The sequence below is a fragment of the Caulobacter segnis genome (genome assembly GCF_019931575.1).
GTDB lineage: Bacteria > Pseudomonadota > Alphaproteobacteria > Caulobacterales > Caulobacteraceae > Caulobacter > Caulobacter segnis_C.
The window spans coordinates 482,850-495,571 of the sequence record NZ_CP082923.1; the positions used below are offsets into that span (position 1 = coordinate 482,850).

Sequence of the window (12,722 nt, forward strand, 5' to 3'; positions counted from 1 at the left end):
TTAGGACTTACGGGAATGGACGAGCTAGAGGCCATCAAGGTCACCTTCTTCCAGGAATGCGAGGAGCTTCTCGCCGACCTCGAGGGCGGTCTCCTGGCTATGGAGGAAGGGGCCGGCGACCTAGAGACGGTCAACGCCGTGTTCCGGGCCGTCCACTCCATCAAGGGGGGCGCCGGCGCCTTCGGCCTAGAGCCGCTGGTGCGTTTCGCCCACGTCTTCGAGACCCTGCTGGACGCCGTGCGCTCGGGCTCCGTGCCGAACACGGTCGAGCTGGCCGCCGTCCTGCTGCGCGCTTCCGACATCCTGGCCGACCACGTCAGCGCCGCGCGCGGCCTGGGCGACGTCGACATGGGGGCCTCGGCCGCCATGGCCGCCGAGCTGGAAGCCTGGACCGATCCGAACGCGGCCCCGGCACCGGCCGCCGCCGCGCCGGCCGTCGTCGAGGACGCCGCGCCCGCGCCGGTCGCCGCCGCTGACGACGACGCCATGGGCGACGACGACCTCGGCTTCGTGTTCGTGCCGCAAACCATCACCGTCGAGGCGCAGGCCGCCGACGCCGATCTGGTCCCCTCCAACGTCTGGACGGTGTCGATCCGTCCGAAGTCGGACCTGTACCGCAAGGCCAACGAGACGGCGCTGCTGCTGCGCGAGCTCAGCCGCCTGGGCCCGATCAAGGCGACCCTGGACGACAGCGCCCTGCCGGCGCTGGAAGACCTGGATCCGGAAGCCGCCTTCGTCACCTGGAGCGTGCGCCTGGAAACCGACGAGGACGAGGCCGCGATCCGCGAGGTCTTCGAATTCGTCGATGGCGACTGCGACCTGGACATCACCCGCGGCGAAGGCAAGGTCGAGGACGCCATGGCCTCGCTGCTGAGCGTCGCCGAGGCCGCGCCCGAACCGGTCGCTCCCGAGCCCGTCGCCGAAGTCGTCGAGCCCGCCCCGGCTCCGCCCCCGGCGCCCGAGCCGATCGAAGTTTCCGCCGCCCCCCAAGTGTCTTTGGCGCCTGTCGCCGAGGCCGCGCCCGTCGCCCCGACCCCCGCGCCGGTCGTCGAGGCCGCCAAGCCCGCCGCGCCGGCCGCAGCGACCCCGAAGGCCACCCCGGTCGAAGTCCCGGGTCCCGGCCAGTCGGTCATCCGCGTCGATCCCGAGCGCATCGACCGCCTGATCGACCTGGTCGGCGAGCTGGTCATCAACCAGGCCATGCTGGCGCAGCGCGTCGGCGAATACGGCATCGCCCCGTCCTCCAACCTGGCCATGGGTCTCGACGAGCTGGAACAGCTGACGCGCGAGATCCAGGACAGCGTCATGGCCATCCGCGCCCAGCCGGTGAAGTCGGTGTTCCAGCGCATGCCGCGCCTGGTCCGCGAGGTCGCCAACATGACGGGCAAGCAGGCCCGCCTGGTGATGGACGGCGAGAACACCGAGGTCGACAAGACGGTCATCGAGCGTCTGTCCGACCCGATCACCCACATGCTGCGCAACGCCATCGACCACGGGCTGGAAAGCCCCGAGGAGCGCAAGGCGGCCGGCAAGAATCCCGAAGGCGTCGTGCGCCTGGCCGCCCTGCACCGCAGCGGCCGGATCGTCATCGAGGTCTCGGACGACGGCAAGGGCATCAACCGCGAGCGGGTCTTCTCGATCGCGGTCAAGAAGGGCCTGATCGCGCCCGACCTGACCCTGACCGACGAAGAGATCGACAACCTGATCTTCCTCCCGGGCTTCTCGACCGCCGACAAGATCTCGGACGTGTCGGGCCGCGGCGTCGGCATGGACGTGGTCAAGCGCTCGGTCCAGGCCCTGGGCGGCCGCATCTCGATCGCCTCGCGTCCGGGCCAAGGCTCGACCTTCACCCTCAGCCTGCCGCTGACCCTGGCCGTCCTGGACGGCATGGTGGTCGACGTCGCCGGCGAGACCCTGGTCGTGCCGCTGGCCGCCATCGTCGAGAGCCTGCGTCCGAAGCCGGAAGAAGTTCGCCCGCTGGGCCCGGTCGGCTCTGTGCTGGCCGTCCGCGACAGCTTCGTGCCGCTGATCGACGTCGGCCTGACCCTGGGCTATCGCGACGAGAGCCCGCACCCGACCGACGGCGTCGTGCTGCTGGTCGAGGGCGAGGACGGCTCGCGCGCCGCCCTGGTGGCCGACGCCATCCACGGTCAGCGCCAGGTCGTCATCAAGTCGCTGGAGCAGAACTACCAGCAGGTCGAGGGCGTCGCCGCCGCGACCATCCTGGGCGACGGCCGCGTCGCGCTGATCCTCGACGTCGACGCCACGATCGCCATGCGGCGCCGCGAAGGCGGCGCGCCCCGTCCCACCGAACCTACTCTCATCGCCGCGGAGTAAGTCATGACCGACCATGCCACCGCCATCGGCGCTGATCGCCGCGAATTGATATCCTTCCGCGTGGGCGAGCAGGAGTACTGCGTCGACATCATGGCCGTCCGCGAGATCCGCGGCTGGAGCCCGGCGACGACGCTTCCGCAATCGCCCGGCTTCATGCGCGGCGTCATCAACCTGCGTGGCGCGGTGCTGCCGATCATGGACCTGGCCTGCCGCCTGGGCATGCCGATCATCGAGCCGACCGTCCGCAGCGTCTTCATCGTGGTCAAGGCGGGCGACCGCACGGTCGGCCTGCTGGTCGATGCGGTCTCGGACATCCTGTCGATCAACGACGACATGGTGCAGCCGACCCCGGACATGGCTTGCGACACCGTGCGCAATTTCGTGCGCGGCATCATTTCGATCGAGGGCCGGATGATCAGCGAGATCTCGCTGGACCGCATCCTGCCCGAACGGGAGGCGATGGCCGCCTAATGACGACCGCTTCCGCCTCTTCCGTGGAACGCCGCGAAGCCATCGTCGATGGCGAGTTCGCGTTCACCAACCAGGACTTCAAGCGCATCGCCGCGCTGCTGTACGACCTGGCGGGCATCAGCCTGCCCGACAGCAAGGCGACGCTGGTCTATTCGCGCCTGGCCAAGCGCCTGCGCGCCCTGGGCCTGCGCTCCTTCACCGAGTACTGCGCCTTCGTCGCCAGCGACAAGGGCGGGGACGAGAGCCAGGAGATGCTGCGGGCCCTGACGACCAATGTCACCCGCTTCTTCCGCGAGCCGCACCACTTCGACGACCTGCGCGCCAACGTGCTGGAGCCAGTCGCCGACCAGGTGCGCGCCGGTCGCCGCCTGCGCCTGTGGTCCGCCGCCAGCTCGTCGGGCCAGGAACCCTATTCGATGGCCTTCACGGTGCTGTCGGTGTGGCCGAACGCCGCTGATCTGGACATCCGGATCCTGGGCACGGACATCGACACCAACGTGCTCGCGACCGGTCGGGCCGCCTCGTACGACGAGAGCCTTCTGGAGGGCATCCCTCCCGCCGCGCGCAACCAGTACTTCGAACGCGATCCCTCGGACCGCCGCGCCTTCCGCGTCTGCGAAGCCGCGCGCAGCCTGGTCGCGTTCCGGGAACTAAATCTCAATGGTCCGTCCTGGCCTATGAAGGGTCCGTTCGACGCCATCTTCTGCCGGAATGTCGTGATCTACTTTGACGAACCTACCCAAGAACGTGTCTGGAGCCGCTTCGCGCCGCTCGTCGCGCCGGGCGGTCGCCTGTATGTCGGCCACTCCGAGCGGGTGGGCGCGTCCGTCACCGCCTTCGAGAGCTGCGGCCTGACCGCCTACAGGAAGGTGGGCCGCTAATGCCGAAGATTCGCGTTCTTGTCGTCGACGACTCCGCCACCATGCGGAGCCTCATCTCGGCGGCCCTCAATCGTGACCCGGAGATCGAGGTGGTCGGCGGCGCCGGCGACCCGTTCGAAGCGCGGGGCATGATCAAGACCCTGAACCCCGACGTCGTCACGCTCGACATCGAGATGCCGAACATGAACGGCATCGAGTTCCTCGAGAAGATCATGCGCCTGCGGCCGATGCCCGTGGTCATGGTCTCGACCCTGACCCAGGCCGGCGCCGAGATGACGCTGCGGGCCCTGGAACTGGGCGCGGTGGACTGCGTGGGCAAGCCCGCGGACGCCACCGGCACCCAGGAAGCCCTGGCCGAGATCGTCGCCAAGGTGAAGATCGCGGCGCGCGCCTCGGTCCGCACCAACGCCGGCGCCGCGCCGAGCTCCGCGCCGACGCGCCGCAAGGACTTCATGCCCTCGGGCGACATCGTGGCGATCGGCTCGTCGACCGGCGGGGTGGAAGCCCTGCTGTCGATCCTGCAGCTGTTCCCCGAGACCTGCCCGCCGACCGTCATCACCCAGCACATGCCGGCCACCTTCACCGCCAGCTTCGCCGCGCGCCTCGATCGCGCCAGCGGGGCCAAGGTGCAGGAAGCCACGGACGGCGCCCTGCTGGAGCCCGGCAAGGTCTATGTCGCCCCCGGCGGCGCCACGCACCTGGAGGTCGTTCGCTCGGCCGGCCTGCGTTGCCGCCTGGTCCAGGGCGACCCGGTCAGCGGCCACCGTCCGTCGGTGGACGTTCTGTTCAACTCGGTGGCTCAGGCCGTCGGCGACAAGGCGGTCGGGGCGATCCTGACCGGCATGGGCCGCGACGGAGCCCAGGGCCTTCTGGGCATGCGAAAGGCCGGCGCCAAGACGCTGGGCCAGGACGAGGCGAGCTGCGTCGTCTACGGCATGCCCCGGGCCGCTTTCGAACTTGGCGCGGTGGAGAAGCAGGTCTCCCTGTCCTCCATGGGCCAATCCATCCTCGATCTGGCCTCCGCGAGGCGATGAACCATGCCGCAAGCTAGCTCCATCTCCGTTCTCGTGGTCGACGACCAGCTGACCATGCGGGCCCTGATCCGCAATGCGCTGCAGCAGATCGGCTTCAAGGACATCCGTGAGGCGCCCGATGGCGAGGAGGCTCTCAAGAACCTCCTGGCCAAGCCGGCCAATCTCGTCATCTCGGACTTCAACATGCCGAAGATGGATGGCCTGGCGCTGCTGCGAGCGGTCCGCTCGCACCCGCCGATCCGCCAGACCGCCTTCGTCATGCTGACGGGCCGCGCCGACCGCGAACTGGTCCAGCGCGCCGTGCAGTTCGGTGTCAACAACTACTGCGTCAAGCCCTTCACCGTGCAGGGCTTGAGGGAGAAGATCGAACAGGTGTTCGGGCAGCTGACATGACGCAATTCTCCCACACCGACGACCCGGAACGCGCGATCAAGGTCCATGTCACGCAGGGCGAAAGCCATGTGACGACTGACCCGCAGGTGGTCATGACCACCGTGCTGGGCTCCTGCATCGCCGCGTGCATCCGCGACCCGCAAGCGGGCGTGGGGGGCATGAACCACTTCCTGTTGCCGGAAGGCGACGGCCGCAGCGGCGGCGGCGACGCCGTGCGCTACGGCGCCTACGCGATGGAACTGCTGATCAACGACCTGCTGAAGAAGGGCGCCCGCCGCGAGCGGCTGGAAGCCAAGATCTTCGGCGGCGCCAAGCTGTTCGACGGCCTCTCGGACGTCGGCGCCAGCAACTCGGCCTTCGCCGAACGCTTCCTGCGCGACGAAGGCATTCCGATCGTCTCGTCCAGCACCGGCGGGGTCTCGGCCCGTCGCGTCGAGTTCTGGCCGACCTCGGGTCGCGTGCGCCAGCGCCTGGTGGCCGTGGACAACGCGCCGCAGGACGTCCGTCGTCCCGTGCCGCCCCCGATGCCCGCCGCCTCGAGCGGCGACGTGGATCTGTTCTGACACTCATGACCGCTTCGCCGCTGCCGTCGTCGCCGATCGCCCCGCCCGAGGAACACCTCGCGGTCGGAGAGCTGTCGCGTCGCCTGGCGGCGGAGCTGGCCTCGGCCGCCGCCATCTGCCGGGATTGCGAACACCTGGCCGGCGATCTCGCCACGGGTGGCGCCACGCTGGAGAACCTCTCGCGCCTGCAGGCGCTGGACGAACTGAGCCAGCGGCTGCACGGCCTGTCCGAGGTGCTCGAGCGGATCGGCCACCACGCCTCCGGCGAGTGGAGCGTCTCGATCGCGCCCGTGCTGAGCGGCCTGGGCCTGGCCGACATGGCCAAGCGCCTGCGGGCCGAGGAACAAGCCGGCGCGAGCGCCGAAGCCGGCGAACTGGATTTCTTCTAGGGGCAGATGCCGGACGCCCTTCTCCCCTCGGCAAGGATCAATCTCGAACGAGCCACGGTGCTCGTGCTGGACGACAATGGTCCCTCGTTGGACATTTTGTCGCAGGTGGTTTCGGGGTTCGGCGTCAAGCAGCTGCTTCGCGCGGAGACGGTCGCGGACGCCCAGGTGCTCGTCCGCACCAAGACCTTCGACCTGATCATCAGCGACGTGCAGATGCCGGTGACCGACGGCATCGAGTTCATCGAGTGGCTGCGCCGCGAGGGCGGCGAAACCAACCGCTACATTCCAGTCATCCTAGTCACCGGCCATACCCGCGCCTCGCAGATCCGCAAGTTGCGCGACGCAGGCTCGAACTATGTCGTCGCCAAGCCGATCACGCCCAAGGTGCTCCTGGAGCGCATATTCTGGGTGGCCCGCGAGGAGCGGATGTTCATCGAGTGCGACACCTACATCGGGCCCGATCGACGCTTCAAGCATGAGGGGCCGCCGCCGGGAACGGACGGACGGCGCAAGGACGACCTCCCGGCGGAGGTGGGCGAAGCGCAGACGCCCAACATGTCGGATGACGAAATCGCCAACCTGATGCGCCCAGCCAAGGTGCAGATATGACCGTCCGCAAATTCCGCCCCCCCAACCGCCTCGCCGCCATGATCAAGGATCGCGGCGGCATGCTGGCCAAGGACGCCATCGCCGCCGCCGAGGCGGGGGTGGAGACTCTGCGCGAGTCCTCTATGGCCGCGCTGGACGAGGCCCTGGCCGACATCGAGGCCCGGTTCGGCAAGGACGCGCCGGATCGCGCGTCGCAATCGTTTGAGGATCTGTATCTGCTGGCCTCGCGGATCATCGACGTCAGCGCCTTCGTGATGGACGCCGGGATCGACAAGGCGGCGATGTCGCTCTGCGGTCTGGCCGACGACTGCGCCGAGGCCGGGGGCTGGCGTTGGGAGGCTGTGGACGTGCACATCAAGGCGCTCAAGCTGCTGCGCGCCATGGGCGCCCAGCTGCCGGTCGAGCAGCGCGACGCCATGCTGCAAGGTCTTTACCAGGTCAGCCATTACCGCCCGGACGAAGGCTGAAAGCTTGCCGAAACGGCCTGTGACGTAACGTCGCTATGTGTCGCAAAGGCAACGGGGGCGCGAGTCTCGTAAGGTATGGCCACTTTGTGGCCTTGTCGGCCGTCACGGGCTTTGTTAGCACTCTGATACCGGTGTCAAAAACCATAGTTCGGTTCTGACACCGGTGGCAAAAATTAAGATTTAAAAGGCCGGGGGCGGTCTCGTGGGAAGGACGCGGGATCGTAACGAAGGCCAAGGCGGCGTCGACGTCGCATCAATGGTCGATACGGGAGGAGGTTCTATGTCCAAGAAAACCACGGGACGCGTGCGCGTCCTGCACTACGGCGTCTCGGCTGGCGCCCTGGCTCTGGCGATGACGTTCGCCGGCGCGGCGGCCGCCCAAGACACCCCGGCGCCCGCGGCGGCGGCTCCCGTCGATGAGGTCGAAGCCGTCGTCGTCACCGGTTTCCGCGCCTCGCTGGCCAACGCCCTGGACGTCAAGCGTCGCGAGAACGACCTCGTCGACGTCATCAAGGCCCAGGACATCGCCGATTTCCCCGACCTGAACCTGGCCGAGTCGCTGCAGCGCGTGCCGGGCGTGTCGATCGACCGTGACGGCGGCGAAGGCCGCACCATCACTGTCCGGGGCCTGGGTCCCGACTTCACCGTCGTGCGCCTGAACGGCCTGGAAGCCCTGGCCACCACCGGCGGCAAGGACAGCTCGGGCGGCGCCAATCGCGGCCGCCAGTTCGACTTCTCGATCTTCGCCTCGGAGCTGTTCAACAGCGTCACCGTGCGCAAGTCGACCTCGGCTATGAACGAGGAAGGCTCGCTGGGCGCGATCGTCGACCTGCAGGCCGCCCGTCCGTTCGACTTCAGCAAGTTCACGATGAGCGCCAGCGGCAAGATCGGCTGGAACGACCTCTCGCGAAAGAGCGACCCGCGCTACACCTTCCTGGTCAGCAACCGCTGGGACACCGGCATCGGTGAGGTCGGCGCGCTGCTGTCGGTGGCCTACGCGACCCGCGCCCAGCGCGAGGAAGGCTCCTCGACCGGCCGCTGGGAAAACCCATCGGTCCAGTTCAACTCGTCGACCGCCTTCCCGTGCTCGGGCGCGGCCTATAACCCGGTCAGCGGCCCGGCCCTGACCTGCGCCCAGATCGGCACGGTCACCGGCGGCACCTCGCCGACCGTCACCGCCGCCGCCGGCACCGCCAACAACCTGTGGCACCCGCGGATCCCGCGCTACGGCCGCCTGGACTATGATCAGAAGCGCCTGGGCGTGACCGGGTCGATCCAGTGGCGTCCGAACGACCGCTCGACCCTGACCTTGGACGCGATGCTGGCCAAGTTCACCAACAACCGCGACGAGACCTATCTGGAGATCATCTCGTTCAGCCGCAGCGGCGCGGGTCTGCCCCAGACCGACGTCGTCAACTTCACGGCCGACGGCAAGGGCAACCTGATCAAGGGCACGTTCGACGACGTCGACGCTCGGGTCGAGTACCGCCACGACGAACTGAAGACCGAGTTCAACCAGTTCTCGCTGACCTACGACACCAAGTTCGGCGAAGCCGGCCACCTGGCCGTCGGCTACGGCCAGTCGCGGTCGATCCAGAACAACCCGGTCCAGACGACCTTCTCGTTCGATCGCTACGACAGCGACAACTACAGCTACGACTACTCGGGCAACGACAAGCTGCCGAACTTCAACTACGGCTTCGATCCGACGAACCCGACCAACTACACCTACAGCGCCAGCAACGCCCTGGGCGACGCCTCGCTGCTGCGCCTGCGTCCCAGCAAGGCGGTCAACACCTTCAAGACGTTCCACGTCGACATCGACTACCAGATCCTGGACGGCTTCAAGCTGCGCTACGGCGGCAACTACAAGGAATACGGCTTCAACTCGTGGGAAAAGCGCCTCTTCTCGCGCAACCTCGCGACGACGGGCACCACCTTCACGGCCGAGGCCGGCTTCGGCCTGCCGGCCGGCACGACGATCGCCGACGTCTCGCGCGTGATCAGCGGCTTCGGCCGGGGTCTCGACCTGCCGGCGGGCGTGCCGACCTCGTGGCTGGCTCCGGACCTGGCCAAGCTGCAAGCCAAGCTGGGCTACGACTGTAACTGCATCAACGCCAACGGCGACTTCCGCCTGAGCGTCCTGAACCAGCTGGGCGCCCTGCGCGAGATCACCGAGAAGGACACCGCCTTCTACCTGCAAGGCGACTTCGACTACGACATCGCCAACATCCCCGTGCGCGGCAATGTCGGCGTGCGCTGGGTGAAGACCGAGCAGGCGGCCCTGGGCCACTACAACACCGGCAGCGTGACCACGCCGGTGGCCACGCCCTTCGGCACGATCTCGACCACCGTCCCCACCGACGCCGTTCAGACGACCTCGCGCCAGTACACCAACACCCTGCCGTCGCTGAACGTCTCGGCCCAGCCGTGGGACAACTTCTACGTCCGCTTCGCCGCCGCCAAGGTGATGACGCGTCCGCAGCTGCAGAACCTGACCCCGGGCTACACGGCCAGCAGCCAGTCGGCCCAGACCCTGACGCGCGGCAATCCCGACCTGAACCCGATGCTGTCCAACAACCTGGACCTCAGCTTCGAGTGGTATCCGGACAAGGAAACCCTGTTCTCGGTCGGCGTGTTCCAGAAGGACATCAAGTCCTACATCCAGACCACGGCCGTCGCGATTCCGTACTCGGAGACCGGTCTGCCGACCAGCCTGCTGACGAACGGCAACACCATCGACACGCTGTTCACGGTCACGACCCAGATCAACAGCCCCGGCGGCAAGCTGAAGGGCTACGAGATCTCGCTGCAGCGTCCGTTCACCTTCCTGCCGGCGCCCTTCGACGGCTTCGGCGGCATCGTGAACTACACGCACGTGCAGAGCGACATCCAGTACGTGATCAAGAACCCGACCTACGCCGGCACGCCGCGGGTCCAGACGGCTCCGGCCGTGCTGATCACTCAGCCGCTGATCAACCTGTCGCCGGACGCCTATAACGCGACGCTCTATTACGAGAAGGCCAACTTCAAGGCCCGCGTCTCGGCCTCGTATCGCGACCCGTACCTGATCCAGGTGGCCCCGTCGGCGACCAACAACAACGATGTTCGGATCAAGGAAAAGACCCTGAACATCGACAGCCAGGTCAGCTACAACTTCGGCAACTTCACCGTCACCCTCGAAGGCATCAACCTGACCGACGAGAAGGACAGCAAGGTGGACGACTCGACCCGCCTGTCCTCGGAAGAGTACGTGCACTACGGCCGTCAGTACTATCTGGGCGTGAAGTGGAAGTTCTAGGCTTTCACGGCTTGCTGAGCTGAAACGAGAAGGGCGCTGACCGCGAGGTCAGCGCCCTTTTTGTCAGCCCTCGTCCCCGTCGATCCATGTGGCGGAGACGGAGAGGTCGTCGCCCAGCAGGCAGAGGTCGGCGGCGTGTCCGGTGGCGATGCGGCCGCGCTGGGCGTCGAGACCCAGGAAGGCGGCGGGGGCGGCCGAGGCCATCATCACCGCGTCCTCGATCGAGACGCCCAGCATCTGGACGGCGTTGCGGACGGCGGCGGCCATGTCGAGGTCGGAGCCGGCCAGGGTGCCGTCCTCGCCGACGCAGACCCCGTCGCGGACCACGATCTGGCGGCCCTGCAGGGAAAAGCGCTTGTCGGCCATGCCCACGGTCGGCATGGCGTCGGTGACCAGCATGAAGCGGTCCAGCGGCCGGGTTCGCAGGGCGATCTTCAGGGTCACCGGATCGACGTGGCGGCCGTCGACGATGATCCCGGCCCAGGCGGTCTGGTTCTCTAGCACAGCCCCCACCACCCCTGGCTCGCGGCTGGTCAGCGGCGACATGGCGTTGAAGAGGTGGGTGACGCCGGTCAGGCCCTGCGCCAGGGCCTGGCGCATGGTCGGATAGAGGGCGTTGGTGTGGCCGGCGGCGACGTGCACCCCGGCGTTCGCCAGGCGCTGGATCATCTCCGGCGTGGTCCGCTCGGGGGCCAGGGTCACCAGGGTCCTGCCGCGCTTCAGCGAGGAGAGGAGCGCGATGGCGTCCTCGTCGATGACTCGGAACTTGCCCTCGTCGTGGATGCCCTTGCGCTTGGGATTGAGGAACGGGCCTTCGATGTGGACGCCCAGCACGCCGGGCACGCCCTGTTCGATGGCCTGCTCGGTGGCCCGCATCGCCTGGTCGACGACATGGAGGTCGTCGCTGATCAGGGTCGGCAGGAAGCCGGTCGTGCCAAAGCGGCGGTGGGCCGCGCCGATGGCGGCGATGGTCTCCACGGTCGGGGCGTCGTTGAACAGCACCCCGCCGCCGCCATTGACCTGGGTGTCGATATAGCCGGGGACCAGCAGGCCGCCGGCCAGGTCGCGGCGCGCGGCCGAGGCGGGAACCTCGGACATCGGGACCACGCCGGCGATCTGACCGGCTTGGATCAGGACGGCCTTGCCGTGTTCGACACCGGCGGCCGTCAGCACGCGGCCATGGACGAGAGCAGCCAGCATCAGACGGTTTCGGTGACCTTGTTGAGGTGGGGCGGGCTGTCGGGGTCGTAGCCGCGGGCCACCGACAGGGCGTTGGCCATGCGGTAGAAGCTCTGGATCATCAGGATCGGCTCCAGCACCGGATGGGCCGACACGGCGGGCAGGGTGGGAACGCCCGCTTCATCGCCGGGAGCCGCCAGCAGCACGTCGGCCCCGCGTTCGGAGAGGCCCTTGGCCATGGCGTCGACACTGGCGCGGCTCTCGTCGTTCTGGGCGAAGACCAGGGCCGGGAAGCCGTCCTTGACCAAGGCCATGGGGCCATGCAGCACCTCGGCGGCGCTGAAGGCCTCGGCGTGCAGGCCGCAGGTCTCCTTGAACTTCAGGGCCGCCTCCAGGGCCACGGCGAAGCCGACGCCGCGTCCCAGGACATAGAGGTTGCTGGCCGAGGTCAGGCGTTCGACGGCCGGACTCCAGTCCAGGCGCCAGGCCTGGGTCAGCAGGGCGGGCAGGGTTTCCAGCGCCGCCTCCAGCGCTTCATCCTGCGTCCAGGCGGCGATCAGCTGGGTGATGGCGACCAGGGCGGCGATGTAGGACTTGGTGGCCGCCACAGAGAGCTCGGGCCCGGCGTGCAGCGGGATGACCGCGTCGGCCCGCTGGGCCAGCGGCGAATCCTCGACATTGACCAGGGCCACGGCGTAGCCGCCGGCGGCCTTGGCCGCCTTCACCGCCGCCAGCAGGTCGGGGCTCTTGCCCGACTGCGAGATGGCCAAAACCAGCGCCCCTTCCAGGTTGGGCGAAGCGTCGTAGACCGAGCTGACCGACAGGCCCGCCGACGAGGTCAGCACCCCGGCCCGGGTCTCGATCAGGTAGCGGGCGAAGGTGGCGGCGTGGTCGCTGCTGCCCCGCGCGCAGGTGACCACCACGCGCGGCGGGGTCTCCCGCAGCCGCGCGGCCAGGGCCGCGACCCGCTCGGCGTTGGCCGCAAGCAGCGCGGCGGCGACCGACGAGGCCTCCCCCGCCTCCAGGAACATCCGCGTGGACTCCGGCGACGGTCCCTTGCGGGTCTCGGATCGGGTCAAGACGGTCGCCTCCAAGCTC

The 12,722-nt window shown here is 68.3% G+C and carries 12 protein-coding genes; 10 read left to right on the forward strand and 2 right to left on the reverse strand.

Annotation, left to right across the window (positions count from 1 at the left end):
• Positions 1-15 precede the first annotated feature (15 nt).
• From K8940_RS02225 to K8940_RS02270, 10 genes are all read left to right on the forward strand, one after another.
• A complete protein-coding gene (locus K8940_RS02225; protein WP_223392922.1) occupies positions 16-2,337 on the forward strand; it encodes a chemotaxis protein CheA in 2,322 nt (773 codons plus the stop codon).
• Between the two features lie 3 nt (positions 2,338-2,340).
• Positions 2,341-2,808, forward strand: coding sequence for a chemotaxis protein CheW (locus K8940_RS02230; RefSeq protein WP_223392923.1), 468 nt, complete (start codon positions 2,341-2,343; stop codon positions 2,806-2,808).
• Positions 2,808-3,689 carry a CheR family methyltransferase gene (locus tag K8940_RS02235; protein WP_223392924.1) on the forward strand — a complete coding sequence of 294 codons (882 nt, stop codon included), beginning with the start codon at positions 2,808-2,810 and terminating at the stop codon, positions 3,687-3,689. Before K8940_RS02230 ends, K8940_RS02235 begins: the two co-directional genes overlap by 1 nt.
• A complete protein-coding gene (locus K8940_RS02240; RefSeq protein WP_223392925.1) occupies positions 3,689-4,723 on the forward strand; it encodes a chemotaxis response regulator protein-glutamate methylesterase in 1,035 nt (344 codons plus the stop codon). Before K8940_RS02235 ends, K8940_RS02240 begins: the two co-directional genes overlap by 1 nt.
• Before the next feature lie 3 nt (positions 4,724-4,726).
• The gene (locus K8940_RS02245) at positions 4,727-5,116 is read left to right on the forward strand and encodes a response regulator (RefSeq protein ID WP_004621657.1); all 390 of its coding nucleotides are present in this window, start codon (positions 4,727-4,729) and stop codon (positions 5,114-5,116) included.
• Positions 5,113-5,679: a chemotaxis protein CheD gene (locus K8940_RS02250; protein ID WP_223392926.1), complete on the forward strand. Its 567-nt coding sequence runs from the start codon at positions 5,113-5,115 to the stop codon at positions 5,677-5,679. Before K8940_RS02245 ends, K8940_RS02250 begins: the two co-directional genes overlap by 4 nt.
• Before the next feature lie 5 nt (positions 5,680-5,684).
• Positions 5,685-6,068, forward strand: coding sequence for a chemotaxis protein CheU (locus tag K8940_RS02255; protein ID WP_223392927.1), 384 nt, complete (start codon positions 5,685-5,687; stop codon positions 6,066-6,068).
• A gap of 6 nt (positions 6,069-6,074) precedes the next feature.
• Positions 6,075-6,677 (forward strand): response regulator, encoded by a 603-nt coding sequence (locus K8940_RS02260; RefSeq protein ID WP_223392928.1) that lies wholly within the window; start codon positions 6,075-6,077, stop codon positions 6,675-6,677.
• Positions 6,674-7,144, forward strand: a complete 471-nt coding sequence (locus K8940_RS02265; RefSeq protein ID WP_223392929.1) for a chemotaxis protein CheE — start codon at positions 6,674-6,676, stop codon at positions 7,142-7,144. Before K8940_RS02260 ends, K8940_RS02265 begins: the two co-directional genes overlap by 4 nt.
• Before the next feature lie 280 nt (positions 7,145-7,424).
• Positions 7,425-10,445: a TonB-dependent receptor gene (locus K8940_RS02270; protein ID WP_223392930.1), complete on the forward strand. Its 3,021-nt coding sequence runs from the start codon at positions 7,425-7,427 to the stop codon at positions 10,443-10,445.
• A 63-nt stretch (positions 10,446-10,508) separates the two neighbouring features.
• Here the strand turns inward: K8940_RS02270 and nagA are convergent, their stop codons facing one another.
• Positions 10,509-11,645 (reverse strand): N-acetylglucosamine-6-phosphate deacetylase, encoded by a 1,137-nt coding sequence (gene nagA, locus K8940_RS02275; protein WP_223392931.1) that lies wholly within the window; start codon positions 11,643-11,645, stop codon positions 10,509-10,511.
• Complete coding sequence (locus K8940_RS02280; protein WP_223392932.1) at positions 11,645-12,718, reverse strand: SIS domain-containing protein; 1,074 nt, start codon at positions 12,716-12,718, stop codon at positions 11,645-11,647. Before K8940_RS02280 ends, nagA begins: the two co-directional genes overlap by 1 nt.
• Positions 12,719-12,722 lie beyond the last annotated feature (4 nt).